Raw genomic sequence first — 23968 nt, forward strand, 5'->3', positions numbered from 1 at the left:
TAATTGTTAGTTTAAAAATTGAAAATATGCTTTTACGGCACGACTAAATACCGTATCTACACCCCAAATAGCTAACGAAAAAATAATTGAAAATACAGCTACCAAAACTGTCAATCTCTGAGCTTCTGGCCAAGGTGTCCAAGACACATTGTTTTTTAATTCTTCAAAAGACTCTTTAATATATGTTATAATTCCTGCCATTTGTTAATAGTTTTTTTTGGCTATTCTCTTAGCCTAATTTTGCTTAGCACGGGTTGCGAGACTCGAACTCACGACACCTGGTTTTGGAGACCAGTGCTCTACCAACTGAGCTAAACCCGTAAATAATAATCAAGGCGTCCTGCGATACAGGACACCTTAATTAACTATTTAACTTTATAGTGTTTAGTCTAAAATTTCAGTTACCTGACCAGCACCAACTGTTCTACCACCTTCACGGATAGCGAAACGTAAACCTACGTTCATTGCAATTGGTTGGATTAAGTCTACCTCAATTGTTAAATTATCACCAGGCATTACCATTTCAACACCAGATGGTAAAGAAATGTTACCAGTTACGTCAGTAGTTCTTACGTAGAACTGTGGACGGTAGTTGTTATGGAATGGTGTGTGACGACCACCTTCTTCTTTCTTAAGGATATAAACCTCAGCCTTGAATTTTTGGTGAGGAGTTACAGATCCTGGCTTAGTGATTACCATACCTCTAGAGATTTGAGTCTTCTCAATACCTCTTAATAGGATACCAGCGTTATCACCAGCTTCTCCTCTATCAAGGATTTGACGGAACATCTCAATACCAGTAATTGTAGAAGTTAATTTCTCAGCTCCCATACCGATAATCTCTACTGGATCTCCAGTGTTAGCAACACCAGTTTCGATACGACCAGTTGCAACAGTACCACGACCAGTAATTGAGAATACATCTTCAATAGGCATTAAGAAAGGCTTGTCCATATCACGCACAGGCTCTTCGATCCAAGAATCAACAGCTTCCATTAATTCCATTACTGTATCTACCCATTTTTGCTCACCGTTAAGTGCTCCTAAAGCAGAACCAGCTACAACAGGTCCGTTATCACCATCGTACTCATAGAAGTTTAATAAATCTCTAACTTCCATATCTACTAATTCTAATAACTCTTCGTCATCCACCATATCTACTTTGTTTAAGAAAACAACGATACGTGGAATACCTACCTGACGACCTAATAATATGTGCTCACGAGTTTGTGGCATTGGTCCATCAGTTGCAGCAACAACTAAGATAGCACCATCCATTTGAGCAGCACCAGTTACCATGTTCTTTACGTAATCCGCGTGACCTGGACAGTCAACGTGAGCATAGTGACGATTTGCTGTTTGATATTCTACGTGAGAAGTATTAATTGTGATACCTCTTTCTTTTTCTTCTGGTGCGTTATCGATTTGATCAAAATCTTTAGCTTCAGATAAACCTGCATCAGCTAATACTTTAGTAATAGCAGCAGTTAAAGTTGTTTTACCGTGATCTACGTGTCCAATAGTACCAATGTTTAAGTGTGGTTTTGAACGATCAAAAGTTGCCTTTGCCATGTTTAATTTATTTTAATCTTATTAAATATTAGTGTTCAAATTTTATTCTAATTCTATCTTAGAAAAAAGAGCCAATGACGAGATTTGAACTCGTGACCTCTTCCTTACCAAGGAAACGCTCTACCCCTGAGCTACACCGGCGTAAAGTGTTTACTTCCTCATTACGAACAATAATGAGATTCCTGCCTTCGCAGGAATTTTTTGAGCGGGAGACCGGGTTCGAACCGGCGACATTCAGCTTGGAAGGCTGACGCTCTACCAACTGAGCTACTCCCGCTTTTTATAAATGACTATGTCATTTAATATTTTTAGTGGGAAGAGCAGGATTCGAACCTGCGAAGGTAAAAACCAACAGATTTACAGTCTGTCCTCGTTGGCCGCTTGAGTATCTTCCCAATAAAATCAATATTTTAAAGAACTGAATCTTAGTCTATTAAAGAGCCGATAGAGGGACTCGAACCCACGACCTGCTGATTACAAATCAGCTGCTCTAGCCAGCTGAGCTATATCGGCTTTTTTACGTTTTTTTGGTCAAAAAAGACCACAAAAAAGTCCGCTATTTCTAACGGACTGCAAATGTAGTGTTTTATTTTTGTATTCAAAACATTTTTAAAAAAATTTTCATCAACTGTGAGCTCTCAATTTTTCCTTTCGTTTTTTTATCTGTCTTTCTAAGGAAGCAATAGCAATATCAGCGCCTTCCTCAAATGTTTTACATTGTTTTTTTACAATAAAGCTATCTCCCGGTACGCTCACCTTAGCTTCAAATACTTTGTTCTCTTTATCACTAGTATTTTCCACTTTTAAATATACATCTGACTGTATTATTTTATCATAAAATAGATCCAATTTATCCATACGTTTCTGAATGAAATCAATTAGTTTACGATCTGCGGTAAAGTTAACGGATTGAGTGTTTACTTTCATAAGCCTATTTTTAGGTTAAACAATGATGATTATTAAGAATTAATCACCCTCTCAATTAAATGCAATCAACTTTTATTTCTTGGATGTGATTTGGCATACACTTTTTTTAATTCGCCTATACTATTATGCGTATAAACCTGAGTTGCTGCCAAACTAGTGTGTCCTAAAAGTTCTTTTACTGCATTTAAGTCTGCACCTTCATTTAATAAGTGTGTAGCGAAAGAATGTCTTAAAACATGTGGGCTACATTTTTCTTTAGAAGATACCTTACTAAAATACTTATTTATTATTCTGTAAACAAGCATTTCATAAACTTTTAAACCTTTTTCAGTCAGAAAAAGCATCTCTTTATCCCTTATCTCTGGCAACTTATTTCTATACTCTAAATAACCTTTAATGGACTTTATTACGGTATCTATGATTGGAACATAGCGTTCTTTATTTCTTTTACCCAAAATTTTGATTTGTCTTTTGGATAAATCGATATCTGAAAGTTTAATATTGATAAGTTCTATGCGCCTAATACCAGTTGAGTAAAATAATTCAATTATTAGATTATCTCTTGCTGACTCAAAATCGTGTATATGAATATTCTCATCTAATACCATTCTGAGCTCGTCTTGTGAAAATGGCAAATTGACTTTCTTACCTACTTTTAAAGCTTTATGCTTATTTAAAGGATTGGTGTCTACAAGCAAAGCCTTCTGTAAAAATTTGTAATAGGCATTTAAAGAAGACACTTTCCTATTTATAGACCTGTTTGCAATACCATTATCCACCAATTCTACAATCCATTGTCTTAACAAATTATAATCTGCATCTATTATTAGGGTTTCATAGTTTTCTTTTAAAAACAATTGTACCTCTTCAATGTCTCCAATATAGGCAGAGACTGTATGATGAGAATAATTTTTCTCTGACACTAAATAATCTGAAAAGGCAGTTACACTCATTTTTTAAGGTCGTTTCCTAAATATAACTAATTTGATTAAGAATCTAATCAATAAAAAAATCCTGTGATTTACACAGGATTTAGAATATAAAATAGTTTATGCTATTACTTGATCTCTCAATGTTTGAATATAAGTTGCTTTTTGAAGCAATCTTCTTCTTTCAACCGAAGGCTTTGTAAAGTGCTTTCGAGATTGCAATTGCCTCTTTGTACCAGTTTTATCAAATTTACGTTTGTAGCGTTTTAATGCTCTCTCTATATTCTCACCTTCACTTATCTGAATCTTTAACATAGGGTCTTAACCTCCTCTCTTTTAAAATTTGGGTGCAAAGATAAATCCAAATTTTATTCTGTAGCAAATTTATTCTTTAAATAATTGTGCTTTCTTGGTAAGATCTTTAATTAACTTCTGCTCTTCCTCACTTTCGAGTAGTACATTATAATTTTTCCAAAATTCTTTATTGTACGGTTTTGAAGAGAAAATATCTGAATCCCAATTTTTATCTAATTCCAATTGAATTGTTTCTTTATCCAAAATAATTTCCGAAAATAGAACCTCTTGGATTGTAGAATAGAACCGTTCGTTTTTATTATATCGAGCTTTTTGACTTTCTGTTAATTCTCTGTTGGGCTTTAATCCAACTGTCACTAGTTTTGGTGTCTCATAATAAATATAGTTAGGATACATTTTATCCTCATATTCCATATAATTTAAAATAAGCCTATGATTAATCTGTGTATCAAATAATCGCTTACTTCTTATTTTCTGAGCATCAGATGCGGCTACCAAATCGTATTCTAATCTTTTGATCGCATAATTATCATAGTAAATATATAACCAACCATTTGCATTATAACCTTCGTTATAGATACCTTCTGTCTTAAGACCAACATAATCTAGGCTCTTATCAATTCTTATTTTATAAATTTTACGTTCATTGTCTACTAGAATTGTATCCAATTTAAACTGATGATTTTTCAAAATATCCTCTCCAAACAGGGCATTGGTTTCTTTTGCATTTCTCAAAATATTTAATTTACCAGAAAACAAATTTTCTAATCCATTAACTCGTGTATCATTCCATTTAATGGCATCTATTAATTGATTTTTGGTAAGCTCCGCTCTATCAACTTCAACTACCTTTAAATTCTTAGTGGCATCCTTTTGATTAACATAGGATACATATGCAAAAACGCTATCTATATCTCGCAGATCATAACTTTTTCTCATTTGATCTACGTTTAACTTTAAATGCTCTGCAGAAGATACTGTATATCCGGAATCATATAAAGTAATGGCGCTTTCTATAAGCCATTTAAATTCTACTTTATTCCTCTCTTTATGTCTAAAGAATCCTTTTTGGATATATGATGAGTCAGGAAGATTAATTTCAAGTTTTTCAATTGCTTTTAATACAATACCATTACCTGTAGTTGGTCTTGGTTCTGCCATTACAACAACTTCATCTAAAGTTGCAATATCTTCCTCAAGAAAAATATCGAGACTATTGTCAAATTCATCAATTCTTGTCTTGTAAGATTTAAAACCTATAGAAGATATAACTAGTGTGTCCGTTTTAAATTCTTCGGGAACTAAAAGGATAAACCTACCATCTGAATTACTTACCGTTCCGATGGTTGTATTTTGAATATAAATACTTGCATTTTCTAGCGGTAATAAAGAATTAAAATCTACTACCTTATTCGTGAGCTCAATTTGTGCATTAGACTGTTGAGCACATAAAATTAGAATACAGAAAAAGAAATGAAATTGTAGGTTCTTAAGCATAATACATTGGAGTAAAATATTACCCAAATGTACTAATTATAAATTATGTGGCTGGCTTATAATCCTTATTATCAATACTCATTTTGGCTATAATTTCTTTGAGTATTTCTGATGTCCCTCCACCAATAGGTCCTAATCGACTATCTCTTGCCAGTCTTGCCAATGGATACTCCTCCATGTAACCGTAACCACCTAGAAACTGTAAACATTGGTAAATGACATCATCAGCCATTTTTGTTGATTGTAATTTGGACATTGTTGCTTCTTTCACAACGTAATCACCTAAGTCCAATCGCTTAGCCACATAATAATTAAACTGCTTACAAATTTCCATTTGTGTTTCGCAGTCTGCATAGGTATGTCTTAAGGCTTGAAATTTATCTATGGTCTTTCCAAAAGCTGTTCTTTCACTCATGTACTGCCTTGCATAATCTAGTGCATATTCAGCTCTAGCATGCGCATTAATCCCCATAATTAAGCGCTCTAAGGCAAAGTGTTGCATAATATATCCAAACCCTTTGTTTTCTTCACCCATTAGATTTGAAGCAGGAATTTCTACATTATCAAAAGCTATCTCTCCGGTGTCTGAAGCTCTCCACCCAAGCTTATCTAATTTTGTTGCTGATATTCCTGGTGTTTCTCTATCCATTACAAAGATGCTAATACCCTTGTTCCCTAGTTCGGGAGTTGTTTTGGCTGCAACTACGAGGTAGTCACTAAAAACACCGTTTGTAATGAATGTCTTAGAGCCGTTGATGACGTAATTATCGCCCTTTTTTACGGCAGTAGTTCGCATACCAGCAACATCACTTCCTCCAAAAGGCTCTGTTATACACAGACATCCAATTTTATCACCAGTTATACTTGCCGAAAGATATTTCTCTTTGATAGCCTCATCACCTTCCTTATTGATATGAGTCATAGCTAAATATACATGCGCCCAAATCGCCGCAGCAAATCCTCCAGAGTTTATTTTTTGAAGCTCTTCTAGTAAAATTACAGTATAAAAAAGATCGAGATCAAGACCACCATACTTTTCAGGATAAGCAAGGCCAAAATATCCCATTTCTCCAAATTTCTTCCATATAAATTTATCTAGGCTACCTTGTTGCTCCCATTTCTCGATGTGTGGAACTACTTCCTTTTGTAAAAAATCTCTTAAACTCTCCCTAAATAAATTATGCTCTTCCGTAAAGTACATATTCGACATTCTCTGCAATTTTTTAAAGATGCAAATATAACTTAATTATCTCACATTTGTTAAGAGGGAAATCTTCAACTTTTGTTAATTCTTCTAAAGATTTAAAGCCATCACGGAGAGTTCGTTCTTCAATTATATTGCTGGCAACTTCATAATCGATATACTTAATTAGAACCAATTCATCCCGACTAGCAGTGTTCAAATTTATAGTTTTAATGTGTCTTGGAGTCTTAACAGCAAAATGCTCTTTCAATCTATCAATGACTTCAGGAGCTAAACCATAAACCTCATTTAATTCTACTGTTGAATGAAATCCACCATCGAGTCTTGTTCGATATTTAATTATTCGTTCCGACAACTTTTCTCCAATACCATACACTTTTTGAAGTTCGTTTACTGTAGCCTTATTAAGGTCTATTTTTTGCTCGATTGTTTTGTTGACATTTTGTTCAAAGCTAGATTTTAAGTAAGATTTTTTTGGTTGAGAAACCCACTCTGGAAATTTAAAATTTGGTGAGATGACATTTAGTAATGAATCTGAAATTAAAGTTACCTTCTGAAATTCCTTTGCTGAATTGACCCATTTATTTTCCGATCGAAATTTATGAAGTCGGTCAATTTCTTTATTGCTCATACCCAAAACAAACCCTTTGTGATCTGTTATATAATTTGGATTAAATGGAAATATTTTTGGCTTATTTTGTTCTAATTGTACCTTTTTAAGCGAATCTATTTCACTAATTAGCACCTCTAGTTCTGTATCATTACTTGGCGATGGTTCCTCATTCAAACAGATAAACATGTAAATACCTTGAAGAACGACAATAATTATTATCAATAAAAAAATCCCATTCCGTTCCTTATTAGAAAACTGAAAATGGGATTTCATAAAATTTATATTATTTATTAAGCGTCGCTACCTGCTTTAATGGCTTTAAGGTATTTGCTAATCTCTTCTCTAACTCTTGGAAATAGGAAGAATAAACCAATCATATTAGGGAATACCAAAGCCAATATCATAGCGTCAGAGAATTTAATCACAGCATCTAATGTCGCACCAGCTCCAATAATCACAAACAATAAGAATAAAACCTTGTACGCAATATCTGCAGTTTTACCTTTACCAAATAAGAATTTCCAAGATTGAAGACCATAATATGACCACGATATCATAGTACTAAAAGCAAATAAAACTATTGCAATTGTTAGTACATAAGAAAATCCTGGAAGTACAGAATCAAACGCTCGAGACGTTAAGTCAACACCTCCAAGCTGTTCTCCGGTACCATTTAATATAACATTACTTCCATTTACAGCACCATACTCAAAAACTGACTGTAAGTTTGTTCCATCTATATTAAAGAAAATAATTACCAACGCCGTCATCGTACATATTACTACAGTATCGATAAATGGCTCTAGTAAAGCTACAACACCTTCTGATGCAGGATATTTTGTTTTAACAGCAGAATGGGCAATTGCCGCAGAACCTGCACCTGCCTCATTAGAAAATGCTGCTCTTTGGAAACCAACAATTAGAACACCCAATAATCCACCGAGTCCAGCCATTGGTGTAAATGCACCTTTAAAGATTAAACCAAAAGCTTCATCAATGTATGAGATATTCGCAAAGATAATTATCAAGGCCGCTAAGACATAAATACCAGCCATAAACGGTACAATTTTTTCAGTGATCTTAGCGATTCTTTTAATTCCTCCGATAATCACAATACCAACAAGTACAGCCAAAACTATACCTATTACAACACCAGTACTACCACCATCTAATCCCATTAAAGAACTTAATTGAACAGCGGCCTGGTTAGATTGGAATGCATTACCACCACCAAAAGATGCTCCGACACATAAAATAGCAAATACAACCGCTAAAAATTTACCTATTCCTGTAAATCCACGCTCCTTTAATCCTTTAGACAAGTAGTACATTGGCCCACCATATACTGTTCCGTCTTCACCAACATCTCTATACTTTACGCCTAAAGTACATTCTACAAATTTTGTAGACATACCTATTAAACCACAGACAATCATCCAAAATGTAGCTCCAGGGCCACCTAACGCGATTGCAACTGCAACACCTGCTATATTACCTAAACCAACGGTACCAGAAACGGCTGTAGCAAGTGCCTGGAAGTGACTTACCTCACCCTCTTGGCTCTCATCTCTAATAGTATCTGGTAAATCACCGTCAACTATATTCACTGACACCTTCTCTTCTGCACTATGACCCTCAACCTCATCGTATTTGCCTCTCACAGTATTAATTGCGAGTGGAAATTTTGTAATACTAGGAACTTTGAAATAAACTGTGAAAAATGTTGCTCCTAATACTAATAAAATTACCACAAAAGGAATATCATAACCTCCTAAAGGAACAGTGGTTAAAACTAAATCTTCCCACCAAGTCGCAATAGGCATAAAAGCATCATTCACAATTTCATCCAAACCTTTAGCCTCCTCCTGAGCAAAATTTATTAAAGGAAGTATAAGGGTAATCATTAAAAGAAGAGATTTCTTCATAAGTTTAGTTATTAGTTAGTCACTTGTTTTGAGCCGTGAAGATGCTAAAAAAAAACGAGTTTTTAAAGTCTTACACGTTAAAATGGAAGATTCATTAAGGTATATTATACTGAGAATTTAGGCTATGTATTTGTTCGGGTCTACCTAATACAACTATTTTAGAACCTGGTACAAGTTTGGTGTCTGCTCCAGGATTAACTATATATTCCCCATCAGTATTTTTGAAACCAATTACTGTACATCCTGTTTTTTTACGTAGATCTAATTGTCGAATTGTTTTTACTTCTGAAGCATCGTAGAGTAACTCTACCTTAACCTCTTCTACATTAATATTTCTTTGCCCTACGATTCCTAAATTATCAATAAACTCAACCAAATCAGGTATAACAACGAGAGACGCCATATGGTCGCCACCTATTTTGTCTGGTAAAATCACATTGTTTGCACCAGCGAGCTTTAGTTTATTGTAAGATGTTTCTTGTGAAGCTCTGCTAATTATCGTCATCTTATCATTGATCTGTCTCGCAGAAAGTACTACAAATAGATTATCAGCGTCATTTGGAAGTGCAGAGATTAAAGTATTTGCACGCTTAATTCCAGCTTCAATTAACGTTTCATCTTCATTAGCATTTCCCAGGACATAAGGCATATCCTCCTCTAAAAGACGATCTGTCATTTCTTTATTTTTCTCAATTATAACAAAAGGCTTATTATAAGTCCTCAATTTCATGGCCGCTTGCCTTCCATTGCGCCCATATCCACAAATAATGATGTGGTTTTTCATTGCATCAATTTCCTTTTGCATTTTACGTTGTTTTATATCTTCAAAATTGTTTTTACTTAAAATATATTCAGTGATAATCGAAATCGCATAACCTACAATTACGACACTCGATAGTATTAAAAATACGGTAAAAATCTTAGCCGTATCGTCTAGTGGATTTACCTCTTCAAAACCAACAGTCGTAATGGTAATAACCGTCATATAAACAGCATCAATCCAAGAATAATCCGCTATAATCTTAAAGCCAAACACACCAATACACAGCACGAAAAACAGCAGTAAAAGTGCTGTATAAATTTTAGATCTGAATAGCTTAAGTAATGGATTTCTAACTTTCATAAATCAAAAACTGAAGTACGTTTGGTGTATATGATATCCTTAATACGCATCCAAAACGCAAGGAACAAATAAAGTGCAAATCCAAAGCCTACAGTTACAAATGTGAGGTACATAAATGTAGTTCTTACAACTTTAGCTCTAATGCCTAATCGATCAGCAATGCGTTGACACACATAGTAACCACGCTTCTGAAAATACAGCAACAAAGTGTAAAATAGCTTCATATTGCAATTTACTTATTTTTTGATGATTAGGCTATTGCCTACAGCACATTCTAAACATTTATTTTTATCACAATATTCATTCTTTAATTGCAATAGCGATTGGGATGCTAATGTACTTTTTTTGATGTCTTTTAGGGATAAGAATCTATCAACAATTTTGTTTGATTCAATTTTTAAATCTCTGATGATATTGAGCAGTTTATCATGGTCAGTAACCCCTTGTGCTTTATTGTAGGCGAATTTTAATGGTATTATCGTATTGATTAAAATAAGATCTATAAATGATTTTGAGATGTTCTTAGGCTGATGTTTTGAAATTTTAGAGAATGTGTAATGTGTCTGCCAAAACTCATTAACCTCAACTTTAAAGAGATCATATATATTCTCAATGGATTCAGCACTTATTATTTTTGAGAATAAAGCTGTTTCCTTGCTATATAATCCTGATAACTGTGCCAATCTTATTGTCGGAAAATTTATTGGTCGTAATCGAAAAAAACGTAAAGGAATTATACCCTCATTTGATAGATTAAACTTCCGGCTTAGAAATTTATATTGTTCTCGAAGTTGTGTGTAATATTCAATTTCCAAGTCTTCTTCGAGTAAACCTGACATGCCAAATAAAAGTGCTTCTAAATCAATCTTATTAGAACTTACTTTTCTAACAATGGTAAAATCGAGTTTATTAGCAATACTCATCATAGACTCGCCATTGATTTTTAATCCAAAATTTTTGAATAGCATTTTAAATAGTACTGCTTCCCAATTGTAATTTGAATCTTCTAATAGGCCTTCAATTTCTGTACTCTTTCGTTCGAGACGTTCAATAAATAAGCGATCTAACCAATTATTTAAAATAAAATCATCAACATCTTTGAAATCATCTTCACAATTAATCCAAGACTTTGAATTAAATAAGCGCTTATAATTATTTAATAATTCAACATCAACAATGTTCTTAAGTTCTAAGGTCGGTATAATAGTATTGTCGCGTCTAAATACTTGTGCATCATCCTCCCAAACCACATGTAAAATGACATTATCATAAGCTTTATCTTTCTCATGACCATGAAGATACCAATCTGAAGATTTTAGATGTATCTCAACATTACCAGCCCATAATTGTTCGCCTATTTGTATTTTGGCACCAAAGAAATCTGGACCCGAATTAAAGTTGTGTTGTCCTAAATTACTAATGAAGATATTTTCACCTTCGGATGTTAGTAGTCCTGAAATTTTAAAGGCATTATATTTCCAGACATAATGAAGAAAATCCTCTCGCATTTGTCTAAAATAATAAAAGAAATAAATTAAAACTAAACCACCTGTTGCTTAGATCTACTGTAGAAACTTAATAACTCGTGCAACTCATTTACATCAAAAGGTTTGCTAAGGAAGCCATTCATTTTATAGCGCTCTATTTTTCCGCTAACCTCAGATTTAGAAAAGGCAGATAAGGCAATAATCGGAATTTCGGATTTTAACGGATTATTTAATTTCCTTATTTCTCTTGTGGTTTCGTAACCATCAAGCACAGGCATTTGTAAATCCATTAAAATAAGATCAAAATCTTCGTTTTGATAAACGTCTAATAGTTCTTGTCCATCATTGGTAACCGTGAAGTCCACCGACCACTTAGACAAAAGTTTCTTAAGCAATAAGACATTTAGATTATTATCTTCAGCAATCAATACTTTTAAATCAATTGCTTTAGTCTTAATCAGATTACTTCGCTGTAGAATAGTCTCCTCTCCAGAACGTTTAAATACAATATCAAACCAAAATGTTGATCCTTCACCCTTTTTACTATTGAGCCTAAGTTTACTTGAGTGCAGCTTAACAATTTCTTTACTGATATATAAACCAAGCCCTGATCCACCATAGAGCTCAGAAGTATTATCATTAGCCTGAACAAAACTTTTGAAAATTTTCTTTTGTTTCTCAAAGGATACACCTATACCAGTATCCTTTACTGTAAACCTAATTTTTGGCCCTTCTTTAGTAACCTCAAGTAATTCCGTAGTAAAAGTCACACTACCTTCATGTGTAAATTTGATGGCATTACTTAATAGGTTTTTAATAACTTGAGATAATTTTAAACTATCTCCTTTTATTAAAACAGGAAGGTTACTGTCTACGACCGTATCAAAATCAATCCCTTTTTTAATAGCTTGTTGCTTAAAATGCAATTGTATATTTTGAATAATCTCGGTAAGGTTAAAGTCGTCTTCGACCAACTTGAAGTCCTTAGATTTAAATTTATTTAGATCTAAGAGGTCATTAATTAAGGCTAGTAAGTGTTCACTTGAATATTTTAAAACCTGAAGGTTTTCTAGCTGTTCTGGGAGGAATTGCTCCATTAACAGAATGTCAGACATACCGATTACGGCATTAAGTGGCGTTCTAATCTCATGCGACATGGTCGAAAGGAAATCATCCTTAGTTTTATTGGCTTCTTTCAACTTTATTTCAGTACGCTTTAATTGCGTTACGTCCATCATAGTACCAATCGTGCCAACATTATTTCCTTGTGCATCTTGAATTAGTACTAATTTAAGCTGAATCCATAGTTTATGACCATCTGGTTTATAATACTTAAATAAGGTGGTATAATCATCTTTACCTTCTTTTAAGAACCTTTTGATTCTCATCTTTTCGGCCTCATTTTTACCGAATAATAAATCGCGATATGTGTTATTTATAGCATCCTTGATAGGAACATCCGTTAAGTCTTCCCATGCTTTATTTAAATACTTAAAGCGCCCCTCCATATCGGTTTTAAAAATTACACCCTCTATGGAATTCACTATGGTATTTAATTCATTTTCAACATTATCTACTCTAGATTTTAAGGCCTGATTTAATTTAAACTGCTCATGAGAACTCTTCTCTAGAATAATCTCAATGTGTTTTAAATCTTCATCAAAACTGTTGTAAGCATCATCTACCATGGCAAAAAAGGCCTTGTACTTTTCAAGGTCTTTTTCATCAAATCCAGATTTTCTAATCTGCCTACGGAGTAGTCTATGCATTCCTTTTTCTAACATTCGGATAAGGTTGTTATCGTCATTGTTTGATTATGTAATTCGCATGGTGAGAATTTTCCAAATGGTGCTATTTCACCATAAGAATAAAACCCTGTAATCTTGGATTTTTCACCTACAATATCTTGAACAACTTCTACTTCTTCTTCGACAAGTTGTTTCAAAACAAATCTGCGACCTACACAACTAATTAAAATTGCTAATTGCGAGTTTTCTTTTGATGTTTTGAAAGCACCTTTGGCCGAATCACCAGCACCATCGATAAGCCTATCTATATTTGCTTTCATTAAACGTACATAAGCCCCTTCAGGAATGTTTCCTGCAAAAGTTAAACTTTGGTCTTCTTCATTTATTCCTAAAATGGTTCTTACCACAGGAATATCGTGATCATTAACACGCATACTTAAGGGGAACAATAATCCAGAACTTGGCAAATTCTTAGCATTTTCTCCTAAGAATGATTTATACAGTTCCAATGCTGGCAGTCCATCTAATTCGTAAAGTACATTTTTATCAGATTTCGTTACCAGACGATCTATACCAAAGCTATCCCAGCCACCTTTAGAGCTATAACCAACTTGTAATTGCTCACCATAAAATCCTATAGCAGCAATGGTTTTATTTCTTATTTCGTCATTAGCAACTATAAAAGTTTCTGTAAAATCACCAGAGTCACCTGCTAATCCACCAGTGATACTGGTATTTGGTAACACATCTCTTAATCCTTCTACTAAGTCGGCACCATTTACATTGAGTCCATCACTTAGTACCAATACATGCTTTAAATTTTCAGCATCAAATTTTTTCGCTAATTGAACACCAGCATCAAAACTTTGATCCATACTGCTAACCTCGACTACTTGTAAAGTGTGAGGTGTTTTTTCTAGTTCAATTGCTGTTAACGATACACTATCGTCATTGACATTTACGCCAGAAATTTCTCCAGCTGTGGAACATCCTATAATTGTAGAATTAGGATATTGTTTTTTTAAAGAACTAATAAGTTCTTGCTTCTCTTGGAACGTAGGTGAAATAAATAGCAAAAAAATGCTTGGATCCAATTCTATGGAAGATACCATATCACACCAGGCCCCATCTGTTAAAGACAGTTGATTTACTTTCATAATTTATGGTTTAGTTTGGGACTAGTGCACTTTATCGAATAAATATGCATTTCAGCGAAGATATGATAAAAAATATCAAATTTCCAAATTTTTCATAGTCAAAATCGAATTACAACCTCACAATCACTTCATGTCATTTTGAAATTAAGTTATGTTAAAAAGTCATATTTTATTGTTTTTCAGCTATTTAATTAATTTAATCATTGATGTTCTCTACTTAAATAGATCATAATATTTCTTTGAAAATTTTTAGTTCTTTCAGTGAAGTCCTGTTAATTTTTTTGACAAAACAGACGGTTTTTCTAATTTTAAAATAAAAAACTATGAAACGTTTAATTTTAATTCTTGCCCTGTGCCTTGCCACGATTAGTTGCGGTTCTAACGATGATGGACCTGAATACTCTGCAATTGCTGTTTTTATTGGTGAATGGGATTTAGAAGTCCGTACGATAAACAGTGGCTTACCAGAAGATTTTGGCGAAGAATCAATCGTTTTTTCAGAAGATAACAATTTTGAAGATTTGATTGGCCGTTATACCTTAAGCGGTGACACAGAATCCTCGGGAATCTTTTCTATTTCTGGATTACCTTATGATCTCAACTTTGAAGATTCGACAGGCTCAACCTTATCATCAGCTTTTAATATTGTAGATGGTATTCTTACACTAGAATACACAAACGACAACGGTGATTCTGTTCGTGAAATATGGAGAAAGGTATTGTATAATGAAGAGGAAGAATAAATATTATTTTATTCTGTATATCCCATTTTTTTCATCCAGTCGTCATTAAACATTTTACCTACATAACGGCTACCATGGTCATGAAATAACACCACAACAACATCCTCAGGCTTAAAATGTTCTTTTAGTTGTAACACGCCTTTTATTGCCGCACCTGCAGAATTTCCTAAAAACATACCTTCTTCCTTAGCTAACTTTTGCGTATAAATAGCGGCATCCTTATCTGTTACTTTGGTGAAACCATCGATAATGTCAAAATTTACATTGGCAGGTAATATGTCCTCTCCAATCCCTTCTGTGACATAAGGATAGATTTCCTTCTCATCAAAAATTCCGGTTTCGTGATACTTTTTAAATACCGAACCATAGGTATCTATACCCCAAACCTTTACATTAGGATTTTTCATTTTTAAGTAGCTCCCTACTCCAGAGATCGTTCCTCCCGTACCGACACCAACAACGAAGTGCGTGACTTTTCCATCTGTCTGGTCCCAAATTTCTGGTCCAGTTGTTTTAAAATGTGCCTTGCAGTTACTTGGATTATCATATTGATTAACATACCACGAATTAGGTGTTTCTTCACCAAGGCGTTTGGAAACGGAGTAATAACTTCGAGGATCATCTGGCTCTACATCAGTTGGACAAACCACAACCTCAGCACCAACAGCTCTTAAAATATCCATTTTCTCCTTAGACTGCTTATCGCTTATCACAAATATGCACTTATAGCCTTTTACAATAGCAGCTAAAGCCAATCCCATACCTGTATTCCCTGAGGTCCCTTCTATTATAGTTCCGCCTGGTTTTAAACGACCATCAGCCTCAGCATCCTCTATCATTTGAAGCGCCATTCTATCCTTTACAGAATTACCTGGATTGAAGGTCTCATATTTAGCTAAGACTAAACACGGCAACTCTTCTACCAATTTATTCATCTTTACCAAAGGCGTATTACCTATAGTTCCCAGTATATTTTCAGCGTATTCCATAAATCTAAATTGCGGTGCAAAATTAAGTTAAAAGTGATAAGTACAAAGTTAAATGTTAGTTATGTTTTAATCAAAACGAATGGCCTTGATAGGAGAAATCTTAGCTACAATTACAGAAGGAATCATCAGCATTAATAAACAGGCAAGAAAGGTTCCTAGGTTTAGATATAAGATATAGTCCAAACTCAGATAAACAGGTGCTTCACTTACGTAATAAGTATCTGGATCTAAAGGAAATATTTTAAAGTACTTTTGCGCCAATAACAACCCTAAACCGATAAGATTACCCCAAATTAATCCCAATCCAATGAGATAAGAAGCATTATATAAAAACACCTTTCTTATACTCCAACTTGAAGAACCTAGTGCTTTAAGTACACCAATCATAGTGGTCCGTTCTAAAATCAAAACTAATAAAGCCGTAATCATATTTATACCTGCTACAATAATCATGATTGCAATTATACCATACGTGTTATTATCAAATATCTTTATCCATTCAAAAACGGTAAAATATTTTTGATCGACTGCAGTAGCATTTAATAAGGATGGAATCTCTTGGTAAACTTCTTTTGTTTTGTCCTCCAACAACCTATAGTCATCTATAAAAACTTCGAAGTTACCTATTTGATTTGCTTCCCATTTATTGAGTCGCTGGAGATGTCTTATATCTGCAATGCAGAATTTTTCATCTAATTCTTGAAATCCAGAATTATATATACCAACAATCTCGTAATTAAGGGTTCTTGGTAGCTTATTTAAATTCTCCCCAAATAGTGTTTGAAATTTATCACCTACTTTAAAATTTAATCGATTTGCTAAATACTCAGAGATGAGAATTTCTTCATTACGTTTCCCACTAAAATCAGGTAATCTTCCTGCGATTAAAAACTCTCCAAAATATTGCCAATCATAATCAGCTCCTACACCTTTTACTACGACGCCCTCAAAGTCTGTTTCTGTTCTAATTACGGCAAACTTAGTTGCTACACCTTGTACGTGACGTATGCCACTAATTGTTTTAAAATTGGGATAAAACTCTTGCTCTAAAGAAATAGGAACCTGTGATTCATCTGATGTATTAGTATCGTAATTTGTAATCTCAATGTGACCATTAAAAGCAACAACTTTATCTCTGATTTTTTGTTGTAAACCTAGACCTGTTGCAATTGCAATCAACATCACAATAATACCAATAGCAATTGCGGCAATACCAATTTTAATTATTGGTGCTGATACACTACTTTTATACGTTTTATTGCCAATTATACGTTTAGCTATAAACAACTCAAAATTCAAACCGATATATGCGTTTTAGAGTAATCAAAAATACATTATTATTATTTGTTCTTATTGTAATTTCTTGTGCTTCTAAAACCAAAGAGGACACTTCTACTATTGTTAAGGTAGACAATCGCGTTAATGAAGATAAAACGATCATTGTTGGTGCTAATCAAACTGAAAAATATATTCCCTTATTAAAAGGAAAACGTGTCGGTATTGTGGCCAACCAGACTTCTTTAATTAACAAAAGGCTTCCAAAAGTTACTGCTCCCGAAATAAAAGAAAATACTACTTACCACTTAGTAGACTATCTAAATAATGATAAAAGTATTACTGTAAAAAAAGTGTTTTCCCCAGAGCATGGATTTAGAGGTGCTGCAGATGCAGGTGAAGATGTAAAAGATGGAGTTGATACTAAAACCCAGCTCCCTATCTTGTCTTTACATGGAAAAAACAAAAAACCTACAAATGAACAACTAAGTGATTTAGATATTATGGTCTTTGACATACAAGATGTTGGAGTACGTTTTTACACCTATATTTCTACTTTACATTATGTGATGGAGGCATGTGCGGAAAACAATTTACCATTAATTATTTTAGATCGACCTAATCCAAATGGGAACTATTTTGATGGCCCAACATTAGAAATAGAACATCGCAGTTTTTTGGGTATGCATCCTATTCCCTTAGTTCATGGCATGACCATTGGAGAGTATGCGCAAATGATTAACGGTGAAGGTTGGTTAAAAGAGGGTATTACATGTGATATTGAAATAATTAAAATGGTAAATTATACCCATGAAAGTACCTATAGTTTGCCAAAAAGGCCTTCTCCAAACTTACCAAATGATCAAGCCATAAAACTTTACCCAAGCCTAGGTTTATTTGAAGGCACAAATATTAATGCAGGGCGTGGTACTGAATATCAGTTTCAACGCTATGGCGCACCCTTTTTAGATAAAGAATATTACAGTTTTAGTTATACTCCTATACCAAATTTTGGTTCTAAATACCCAAAGCATCAGGATAAAGTTTGCTTCGGTGCGGACTTATCTCAAATAAATGTGGAACGTAGTTTTACGTTGAAATATATTATCGATGCTTACAATAACGCAACGGATAAAAGTATGTTCTTTAACACCTCAAATTTTACAACTCATGCTGGCACCAAAAAATTACAACAGCAAATTGAATCTGGTTGGAGTGAAGAAGATATAAAATTGAGTTGGCAAAAGGAATTAAAGGCTTTCAAAAAGACTAGATCGAAATACTTGATTTATGACTAGTTGTTTTTTAAAACCAAGGCTTTCTCAGATTCTGTTGCTATAATGTCTTTTGTTGTGAGCTTAATAGGTTCTATCTCGGGTATTTCTTTTAGTATACGTATCACAAAAACAATCCGTTTTGGTGATTGTACAGCAACCATAACGTGCTTTCCCACTGAGAGTTTATTCAATGGAAGTTTAAAACTAGTGTCGTTGATATAAAAATCGAGCTCTCGAGAATAATCTTTGTTTATTGAATATAGACCATTAATTTTCTTATTACTTCTAAGAATTAAAGTATCCTTAGTTTCATTCAATTCATGGATGAGCTCCTTAGCCTGTATATTTCTGTTCTTCTCGAGTTTAGCATAACTTTCTTGAGCTTGTAGTGTGAAGCTCAATAAAAAAATTAGCACTACTACGATACAGATGCGTAATAAGTTTTTCAAAGTAAACTATTAAGTTAAACATTATCGTTCACTCAACAGTAATTAATCAATCCATCTCAAACATAGGTTTATTTGAATAATTTGTATAAGAAATCCTACTAAATACCTAAAAAATAGAAGAACGGTATTTCTTGTTGATAAAGCTGTTAATAACTTTAAATCTCTAAGAGTTCTAACAGACGATCAGGATAGTCGGTTATAATACCATCGACTCCTATGACTATCATTTCTGACATATCTTCTATAGCATTGACGGTCCAAGGGATTACTACAAATTCTTGAGCTTTAAGAATTTGAATTGTATTTTGATTTAAAAGTTTAAAATCTGGACTAATTATTTCTGGCTTATAGGATAACCCTTTAATCTTATCAAAGATGTCTTCATCCTCATCAACTAGAAGGGCCACAGGAATTGTTGGGTCTTGAATTTTAATTTCCTCCAGAATATTCAGATCAAAAGACTGTAGGTTTACTTTGTCCTTTAAACCTGATGCATTTATTTCTTGCAATACTAGTGCAACATATGCCTCAGGTTGTGGCGTGTAAATACCATAATAATCCTCTTCAGATTTTATTTCGATATTGAAATTCACATCAGATTGTAAAGCTTTTACTAAATCAAAAACCTCTTTTAAAAGAGGTTTATAAGTCTTCAGTTTCTTTTGTTCTGGGTAAGTTGGATGAAATTTGAGACCACAATCAAACTGCTTAATAGTGGCATAGTCCATTTCATAAATATTAAAGCCTTTTCCTTCTGCTTTTGAAAATTCATTTCCGTTTTGGTCTAAACAAATGACCGCATTCATATAGGGTTCATGTGTAACAACAACCCTTTTATCCTTAGAAATTGCTATATCTAACTCTAAGGTTGTTACACCTAACTCAATGGCTTTCTTAAACGCAGGAAGTGAATTTTCGGGATACAAGCCTCGACATCCTCTATGTCCTTGAACGTCAATACTTAGTTCTGAATTGCAACCCATAATTAATAGACAAAAAAACACAACATACCTAATCTTCCACATCGGCAGATAGGGTTGGTTTCTCATATTTTTGGAACGGTTGCTTCAATAAGTCTTTGATATTACTATTTTTTGCTTCATCAGGGAAGACATCGACACCATAAACCAATTTATCTCTGTCTAAATATAAATAGGTACCAAATAGTCTATCCCAAACACTAAAGATGTTGCCGTAATTTGAGTCTGTATAAGGCAATCTATAATGGTGGTGTACTTTATGCATATCTGGTGAAACTATAACATAACTTATTGCTTTATCTAAACCACGTGACATTTTGATATTCGCATGATTGAACTGCGTAAACACTAAGGACATGGACTGATATAAAAATACTAAGGCTATAGGTGTTCCTACAATTAAAACACCAAATAAAGTAAAGGTAAATCTTATTACACTTTCTATAGGATGATGTCGATTCGCAGTAGTTGTATCTACTTTGTGATCTGTATGATGTACTAAGTGAACCATCCATAATGGTTTTACCTTATGTTCTACATAATGTGCCAAATACGCTCCAAAAAAATCAAGTAATAACACGCCTAAAATTGTGTATAACCACAAAGGCATCATAGGTAACCAGTTTATTATACCAAAATCATTCTCTACTACCCAGTCTGCAGTTCCTAGTAATAACCAAGCCAAACTAAAATTTATAATCACTGTGGTAAGCGTGAAAAATAAATTAGGAATAGCATGTCTCCATTTCTTATACTTAAACTTAAATAAAGGCAATCCACTTTCTAATAACCAAAAGAAGGTTAATCCACCAACCAGAATAATGCTTCTATGCGAAGAAGGAATAGTTGCAAAATAATCTATAATTGTCTCCAAACTTAAATATTTAGGTTTATAATTTTTTCAGCTTTTTTCAAATTTAATGAAGAAACTTTAGTTTTCCATAACGCTGCTTCATCCTCTTCACCTAAACTTGAATGCGATGTAAATTTTAAAAAGGCAAAAAAACCTTCATTGCTTTGTGCTATGCCAATCTTAGAAAGCTTTTTAAGCTCCCTTAGTACTTTTTTGGGTCTTTCATCAACAAGATATTCTTGAATCTTTAGAAGTTCACAACGCTGTAATAAAGTGGTATCCCCTTCTAAACTTTCAGATTTTACAAATCTCTTTGCTTCCTCTAAATAGATGTTAGATAAATCAATGAGTTTTGACCTTGTATTTTTCCTTGTATACATAGCTAAGTCCAAGTACTTTGAGGCCAAGAAAAATGCAGAATAAAAATTCTTATCGTTGTAATAATTTTTTAATTCACTTGATATTAATTCCGTGCTTAACGCATAGCGTTCAATCAACCGTGTGATATCCTGAATACCATCTACATAAGGCGTAACATTTAAAATATTACCATTAATATCCATGATTTTAATAGAATCATCATTGAATTTATCGAGATATGCTTGTCTTCTTTTGTCTTTTATTCTAATAAATAAATCATGGTATTCGTCCTCACTTACAATTACTGGAATGAAATTTTTCCAAATGAGTGGACTTATTTTTTCATCAGAAAATAAGTTTGGTATAATCAGATAACGTCCTTTATTATTTTGAACTGCAACTGGATAGTCATAGTATGTGGATTCCTCCCAGACCATTAGAATCATTTTGTTCTGAACCAAAGCTAATTTTTGAGCAATATCGAGTGATCGCATCCATTCTTGAGCTCCAATAGATGATCCAAATACCAAAATAAAAAGTGGAATTAATATATATTTTCTCATAGCATTTTTAAGTAACAAATCATCAAAAATTATTCCAACACCAATTAATTTGAAATCCTTTTTTTCATGTTCTCTACTATGTTGAATGCTGCGGGACATATCTCAATATTCTTTAACGTCAGATTAGAAATCTGATGAAATTTTTTCCTATCTGTATGTGGAAATTCCCTGCAGGCCTTTGGTCTCACGTCATATATAGAACAATAATTATCTGTACCTAAAAAAACACATGGAACAGACTTTAATACGTAATCATTGTCTTCATCTATTCGAAGATACGTTTCGATAAATTTATGAGGCTTTAATTTAAAGTGCTTTGCAATACGATCTATATCCTTATCTGTAAATAATGGACCAGTAGTTTTACAGCAATTAGCACATTCTAAACAATCAGTACGTTCAAATTCCTCTTCATGCAATTCTTGCATGAGGTAATCTAATTGCTTGGGAGGCTTTTTTCTCAGCTTTTTGAAAAAACTCTTGTTTTCGTTATGCTTATCTTTGGCAAGCTTTGGAAGTTTATCGATTTGGTCTTGCATGACACAAATTTAAAGAAACTTACTTAGATCTGTACTGTAGACATTTAATCTATGACAAAAGACATTTTTGGAAAGGCTTTACTTGATTATCATAATGGTAATTACACTGAAGATATTGTTACTTGGACCAATATTTCGGATAAAGACATACTCCCTATTCCGTATCTATTTCGTTCGTTTAAAGACATGCCTGCCATAGAACAAAAGGCCTTAAACTTGGCAAATGGAAATATCTTAGATGTTGGCTGTGGTGCTGGTAGCCATGCGCTATGGTTACAAGAAAAAGGACGTGATGTTAAAGCAATAGATATTTCTGAAGGTGCAATTGCAACGACTAAGGCACGAGGAATAATAAATGTACAGCAATCTCAACTTTTAGAAGAACACGAGAAATTTGATACTATTCTCTTACTTATGAATGGTACAGGAATATTTGAAGAGTTAATAAAAGTCAATAAATACCTTATTCATTTAAAGGCGCTTCTTAATACGGGTGGTAAAATATTAATTGATTCTTCTGATATACGCTACATGTATGAAGATGAAGATGGTGGAGTTTGGACCGATTTAAATCAAAATTATTACGGTGAACTCGATTATTATATCAGTTATAAAGGTGAGCATGAAACACCAATGAGATGGCTGTATTTAGACTACAAAACCTTAGAAAATGCCTGTGAATTAGCAGGTCTACGATGCAAAAAAATTATGGATGGTCCACATTACGACTACTTGGCACAATTGGAATTATAATATCTCACAATTGCTTGAAGATCTTCCTTTTTATATTCTTTATTATTGAGTTTAGCTTGTAAAGAAGGACAGTCCGAAAAGTACTCCATGGCACGTTTTCTAAAAGATTTAGATAGACTAACCTGATTAAAAACTTGGGCCTTTCTTCCTTCTCTAAACAACATAACCTGATTATGACTACCCATATAACCAGGAACATAAGTAGGAGCTGAACCAGGAGCTCCTGTATTCTGCCATGTACCAGCATTTTGAACCATCACGGTTCTTCCAACAAGTCTTAATTTACCTTCTACTAATATTTCAGCAAATCCTTGCTTTGTTTTCTTCTCATTCAAGAAAATGGGTATATATGTCTCTACACGTGTTTTTTGTATACGCTTTCCATTAACACGTTCTTTATAGACTATTGTAAAAACAGCACTGTCAATTTCTTCAGGAGCGTACTTAGTCTTTTTCCCTTTTCGTGTAGCTCTATATTTCAGTTGTTCTTTCTTGAGATTAATCCCAGCAGACATCATTGGTAAAGACGCTTCACCTTTAAGTGTCTTTCCATTCTTAAGATGAACAACCGCATCTGTCCATCCATATTGCGCATAGAGTTGCGTGAACGTTATTGAGATTATAAAAACAAGTGTAAGCCTTTTGAACATATTGATTGATTTAACTACAAGCAATATATGAAAAGTATTA

The 23968-nt window shown here is 33.6% G+C and carries 25 protein-coding genes and 5 tRNA genes; 3 read left to right on the forward strand and 27 right to left on the reverse strand.

The features are described 5' to 3' along the window. Positions 1-6: 6 nt before the first annotated feature. The 19 genes from secE to ACRHOC_RS12865 form a co-directional block, all read right to left on the reverse strand. Complete coding sequence (secE, locus tag ACRHOC_RS12775; protein WP_431159040.1) at positions 7-201, reverse strand: preprotein translocase subunit SecE; 195 nt, start codon at positions 199-201, stop codon at positions 7-9. A 47-nt stretch (positions 202-248) separates the two neighbouring features. Continuing rightward, positions 249-321 (reverse strand) — tRNA-Trp (locus ACRHOC_RS12780). A 63-nt stretch (positions 322-384) separates the two neighbouring features. Further along, positions 385-1572 (reverse strand): elongation factor Tu, encoded by a 1188-nt coding sequence (gene tuf, locus ACRHOC_RS12785; RefSeq protein WP_431159041.1) that lies wholly within the window; start codon positions 1570-1572, stop codon positions 385-387. A gap of 69 nt (positions 1573-1641) precedes the next feature. Further along, positions 1642-1713 (reverse strand) — tRNA-Thr (locus ACRHOC_RS12790). A gap of 63 nt (positions 1714-1776) precedes the next feature. Beyond that, a tRNA-Gly gene (locus ACRHOC_RS12795) sits at positions 1777-1849 on the reverse strand. 35 nt (positions 1850-1884) lie between these two features. Then, positions 1885-1967: transfer RNA gene (locus ACRHOC_RS12800), tRNA-Tyr, on the reverse strand. A 44-nt stretch (positions 1968-2011) separates the two neighbouring features. Further along, positions 2012-2085, reverse strand: a tRNA-Thr gene (locus tag ACRHOC_RS12805). 111 nt (positions 2086-2196) lie between these two features. Further along, complete coding sequence (gene hpf, locus ACRHOC_RS12810; protein WP_431159042.1) at positions 2197-2499, reverse strand: ribosome hibernation-promoting factor, HPF/YfiA family; 303 nt, start codon at positions 2497-2499, stop codon at positions 2197-2199. 65 nt (positions 2500-2564) lie between these two features. Next, the gene (locus ACRHOC_RS12815; RefSeq protein WP_431159043.1) at positions 2565-3452 is read right to left on the reverse strand and encodes a tyrosine-type recombinase/integrase; all 888 of its coding nucleotides are present in this window, start codon (positions 3450-3452) and stop codon (positions 2565-2567) included. 96 nt (positions 3453-3548) lie between these two features. After that, complete coding sequence (gene rpsU / locus ACRHOC_RS12820) at positions 3549-3743, reverse strand: 30S ribosomal protein S21 (protein WP_431159044.1); 195 nt, start codon at positions 3741-3743, stop codon at positions 3549-3551. Positions 3744-3812: 69 nt separating this feature from the next. Then, entirely contained in the window at positions 3813-5240 is a 1428-nt protein-coding gene (locus ACRHOC_RS12825; RefSeq protein WP_431159045.1) for a carboxypeptidase-like regulatory domain-containing protein, read from the reverse strand. A 43-nt stretch (positions 5241-5283) separates the two neighbouring features. Continuing rightward, the gene (locus ACRHOC_RS12830) at positions 5284-6450 is read right to left on the reverse strand and encodes an acyl-CoA dehydrogenase family protein (RefSeq protein WP_431159046.1); all 1167 of its coding nucleotides are present in this window, start codon (positions 6448-6450) and stop codon (positions 5284-5286) included. A 13-nt stretch (positions 6451-6463) separates the two neighbouring features. Then, on the reverse strand, positions 6464-7330 hold the full coding sequence (locus ACRHOC_RS12835) for a ComEA family DNA-binding protein (protein ID WP_431159047.1): 867 nt from the start codon (positions 7328-7330) through the stop codon (positions 6464-6466). Positions 7331-7347: 17 nt separating this feature from the next. Next, the gene (locus ACRHOC_RS12840; protein WP_431159048.1) at positions 7348-8982 is read right to left on the reverse strand and encodes an alanine/glycine:cation symporter family protein; all 1635 of its coding nucleotides are present in this window, start codon (positions 8980-8982) and stop codon (positions 7348-7350) included. Positions 8983-9076: 94 nt separating this feature from the next. Continuing rightward, positions 9077-10105 carry a potassium channel family protein gene (locus tag ACRHOC_RS12845; RefSeq protein ID WP_431159049.1) on the reverse strand — a complete coding sequence of 343 codons (1029 nt, stop codon included), beginning with the start codon at positions 10103-10105 and terminating at the stop codon, positions 9077-9079. Continuing rightward, a complete protein-coding gene (locus tag ACRHOC_RS12850; protein WP_431159050.1) occupies positions 10102-10329 on the reverse strand; it encodes a PspC domain-containing protein in 228 nt (75 codons plus the stop codon). Before ACRHOC_RS12850 ends, ACRHOC_RS12845 begins: the two co-directional genes overlap by 4 nt. A gap of 12 nt (positions 10330-10341) precedes the next feature. After that, the gene (locus ACRHOC_RS12855; RefSeq protein ID WP_431159051.1) at positions 10342-11613 is read right to left on the reverse strand and encodes a DUF2851 family protein; all 1272 of its coding nucleotides are present in this window, start codon (positions 11611-11613) and stop codon (positions 10342-10344) included. Between the two features lie 32 nt (positions 11614-11645). After that, on the reverse strand, positions 11646-13376 hold the full coding sequence (locus ACRHOC_RS12860; RefSeq protein ID WP_431159052.1) for a PAS domain-containing hybrid sensor histidine kinase/response regulator: 1731 nt from the start codon (positions 13374-13376) through the stop codon (positions 11646-11648). Further along, the gene (locus ACRHOC_RS12865) at positions 13370-14497 is read right to left on the reverse strand and encodes an FIST signal transduction protein (RefSeq protein ID WP_431159053.1); all 1128 of its coding nucleotides are present in this window, start codon (positions 14495-14497) and stop codon (positions 13370-13372) included. Before ACRHOC_RS12865 ends, ACRHOC_RS12860 begins: the two co-directional genes overlap by 7 nt. A gap of 323 nt (positions 14498-14820) precedes the next feature. Here ACRHOC_RS12865 and ACRHOC_RS12870 point away from each other — a divergent pair, with 323 nt between their 5' ends. Further along, positions 14821-15240 (forward strand): hypothetical protein, encoded by a 420-nt coding sequence (locus ACRHOC_RS12870; protein ID WP_431159054.1) that lies wholly within the window; start codon positions 14821-14823, stop codon positions 15238-15240. 8 nt (positions 15241-15248) lie between these two features. Here ACRHOC_RS12870 and ACRHOC_RS12875 read toward each other — a convergent pair whose 3' ends face one another. Together ACRHOC_RS12875 and ACRHOC_RS12880 are read right to left on the reverse strand one after the other, a co-directional pair. Beyond that, entirely contained in the window at positions 15249-16229 is a 981-nt protein-coding gene (locus tag ACRHOC_RS12875; RefSeq protein WP_431159055.1) for a PLP-dependent cysteine synthase family protein, read from the reverse strand. A 66-nt stretch (positions 16230-16295) separates the two neighbouring features. Further along, positions 16296-17528, reverse strand: coding sequence for an ABC transporter permease (locus ACRHOC_RS12880; protein WP_431159056.1), 1233 nt, complete (start codon positions 17526-17528; stop codon positions 16296-16298). A gap of 8 nt (positions 17529-17536) precedes the next feature. On the opposite strand from ACRHOC_RS12880, the gene ACRHOC_RS12885 reads away from it, so the two are divergent. Next, on the forward strand, positions 17537-18802 hold the full coding sequence (locus ACRHOC_RS12885; protein WP_431159057.1) for an exo-beta-N-acetylmuramidase NamZ family protein: 1266 nt from the start codon (positions 17537-17539) through the stop codon (positions 18800-18802). On the opposite strand, the gene ACRHOC_RS12890 is transcribed toward ACRHOC_RS12885, so the two are convergent. The 5 genes from ACRHOC_RS12890 to ACRHOC_RS12910 form a co-directional block, all read right to left on the reverse strand. Further along, a complete protein-coding gene (locus ACRHOC_RS12890; protein ID WP_431159058.1) occupies positions 18799-19182 on the reverse strand; it encodes a hypothetical protein in 384 nt (127 codons plus the stop codon). The genes ACRHOC_RS12885 and ACRHOC_RS12890 overlap by 4 nt on opposite strands. A gap of 203 nt (positions 19183-19385) precedes the next feature. Further along, positions 19386-20213 (reverse strand): glycerophosphodiester phosphodiesterase, encoded by an 828-nt coding sequence (locus ACRHOC_RS12895; RefSeq protein WP_431159059.1) that lies wholly within the window; start codon positions 20211-20213, stop codon positions 19386-19388. Positions 20214-20241: 28 nt separating this feature from the next. Further along, complete coding sequence (locus ACRHOC_RS12900; protein WP_431159060.1) at positions 20242-21084, reverse strand: sterol desaturase family protein; 843 nt, start codon at positions 21082-21084, stop codon at positions 20242-20244. A gap of 2 nt (positions 21085-21086) precedes the next feature. After that, positions 21087-21986, reverse strand: a complete 900-nt coding sequence (locus ACRHOC_RS12905) for a hypothetical protein (protein WP_431159061.1) — start codon at positions 21984-21986, stop codon at positions 21087-21089. 44 nt (positions 21987-22030) lie between these two features. Beyond that, positions 22031-22525 carry a YkgJ family cysteine cluster protein gene (locus ACRHOC_RS12910; RefSeq protein ID WP_431159062.1) on the reverse strand — a complete coding sequence of 165 codons (495 nt, stop codon included), beginning with the start codon at positions 22523-22525 and terminating at the stop codon, positions 22031-22033. 51 nt (positions 22526-22576) lie between these two features. Between ACRHOC_RS12910 and ACRHOC_RS12915 the strand changes: the two genes are divergently transcribed. Next, on the forward strand, positions 22577-23278 hold the full coding sequence (locus tag ACRHOC_RS12915) for a class I SAM-dependent methyltransferase (protein WP_431159063.1): 702 nt from the start codon (positions 22577-22579) through the stop codon (positions 23276-23278). Here the strand turns inward: ACRHOC_RS12915 and ACRHOC_RS12920 are convergent. Then, complete coding sequence (locus ACRHOC_RS12920; RefSeq protein WP_431159064.1) at positions 23254-23928, reverse strand: hypothetical protein; 675 nt, start codon at positions 23926-23928, stop codon at positions 23254-23256. The genes ACRHOC_RS12915 and ACRHOC_RS12920 overlap by 25 nt on opposite strands. Positions 23929-23968 lie beyond the last annotated feature (40 nt).

The organism is Winogradskyella poriferorum (assembly GCF_050618035.1).
GTDB lineage: Bacteria > Bacteroidota > Bacteroidia > Flavobacteriales > Flavobacteriaceae > Winogradskyella > Winogradskyella poriferorum_A.

Excerpts from the sequence above, each read along its gene's own strand:
- secE (WP_431159040.1), bottom strand. The coding sequence starts at position 201 with ATGGCAGGAATTATAACATATATTAAAGAGTCTTTTGAAGAATTAAAA.
- tuf (WP_431159041.1), bottom strand. The coding sequence starts at position 1,572 with ATGGCAAAGGCAACTTTTGATCGTTCAAAACCACACTTAAACATTGGT.
- hpf (WP_431159042.1), bottom strand. The coding sequence starts at position 2,499 with ATGAAAGTAAACACTCAATCCGTTAACTTTACCGCAGATCGTAAACTA.
- ACRHOC_RS12815 (WP_431159043.1), bottom strand. The coding sequence starts at position 3,452 with ATGAGTGTAACTGCCTTTTCAGATTATTTAGTGTCAGAGAAAAATTAT.
- rpsU (WP_431159044.1), bottom strand. The coding sequence starts at position 3,743 with ATGTTAAAGATTCAGATAAGTGAAGGTGAGAATATAGAGAGAGCATTA.
- ACRHOC_RS12825 (WP_431159045.1), bottom strand. The coding sequence starts at position 5,240 with ATGCTTAAGAACCTACAATTTCATTTCTTTTTCTGTATTCTAATTTTA.
- ACRHOC_RS12830 (WP_431159046.1), bottom strand. The coding sequence starts at position 6,450 with ATGTCGAATATGTACTTTACGGAAGAGCATAATTTATTTAGGGAGAGT.
- ACRHOC_RS12835 (WP_431159047.1), bottom strand. The coding sequence starts at position 7,330 with ATGAAATCCCATTTTCAGTTTTCTAATAAGGAACGGAATGGGATTTTT.
- ACRHOC_RS12840 (WP_431159048.1), bottom strand. The coding sequence starts at position 8,982 with ATGAAGAAATCTCTTCTTTTAATGATTACCCTTATACTTCCTTTAATA.
- ACRHOC_RS12845 (WP_431159049.1), bottom strand. The coding sequence starts at position 10,105 with ATGAAAGTTAGAAATCCATTACTTAAGCTATTCAGATCTAAAATTTAT.
- ACRHOC_RS12850 (WP_431159050.1), bottom strand. The coding sequence starts at position 10,329 with ATGAAGCTATTTTACACTTTGTTGCTGTATTTTCAGAAGCGTGGTTAC.
- ACRHOC_RS12855 (WP_431159051.1), bottom strand. The coding sequence starts at position 11,613 with ATGCGAGAGGATTTTCTTCATTATGTCTGGAAATATAATGCCTTTAAA.
- ACRHOC_RS12860 (WP_431159052.1), bottom strand. The coding sequence starts at position 13,376 with ATGTTAGAAAAAGGAATGCATAGACTACTCCGTAGGCAGATTAGAAAA.
- ACRHOC_RS12865 (WP_431159053.1), bottom strand. The coding sequence starts at position 14,497 with ATGAAAGTAAATCAACTGTCTTTAACAGATGGGGCCTGGTGTGATATG.
- ACRHOC_RS12870 (WP_431159054.1), top strand. The coding sequence starts at position 14,821 with ATGAAACGTTTAATTTTAATTCTTGCCCTGTGCCTTGCCACGATTAGT.
- ACRHOC_RS12875 (WP_431159055.1), bottom strand. The coding sequence starts at position 16,229 with ATGGAATACGCTGAAAATATACTGGGAACTATAGGTAATACGCCTTTG.
- ACRHOC_RS12885 (WP_431159057.1), top strand. The coding sequence starts at position 17,537 with ATGCGTTTTAGAGTAATCAAAAATACATTATTATTATTTGTTCTTATT.
- ACRHOC_RS12895 (WP_431159059.1), bottom strand. The coding sequence starts at position 20,213 with ATGGGTTGCAATTCAGAACTAAGTATTGACGTTCAAGGACATAGAGGA.
- ACRHOC_RS12905 (WP_431159061.1), bottom strand. The coding sequence starts at position 21,986 with ATGAGAAAATATATATTAATTCCACTTTTTATTTTGGTATTTGGATCA.
- ACRHOC_RS12910 (WP_431159062.1), bottom strand. The coding sequence starts at position 22,525 with ATGCAAGACCAAATCGATAAACTTCCAAAGCTTGCCAAAGATAAGCAT.
- ACRHOC_RS12915 (WP_431159063.1), top strand. The coding sequence starts at position 22,577 with ATGACAAAAGACATTTTTGGAAAGGCTTTACTTGATTATCATAATGGT.
- ACRHOC_RS12920 (WP_431159064.1), bottom strand. The coding sequence starts at position 23,928 with ATGTTCAAAAGGCTTACACTTGTTTTTATAATCTCAATAACGTTCACG.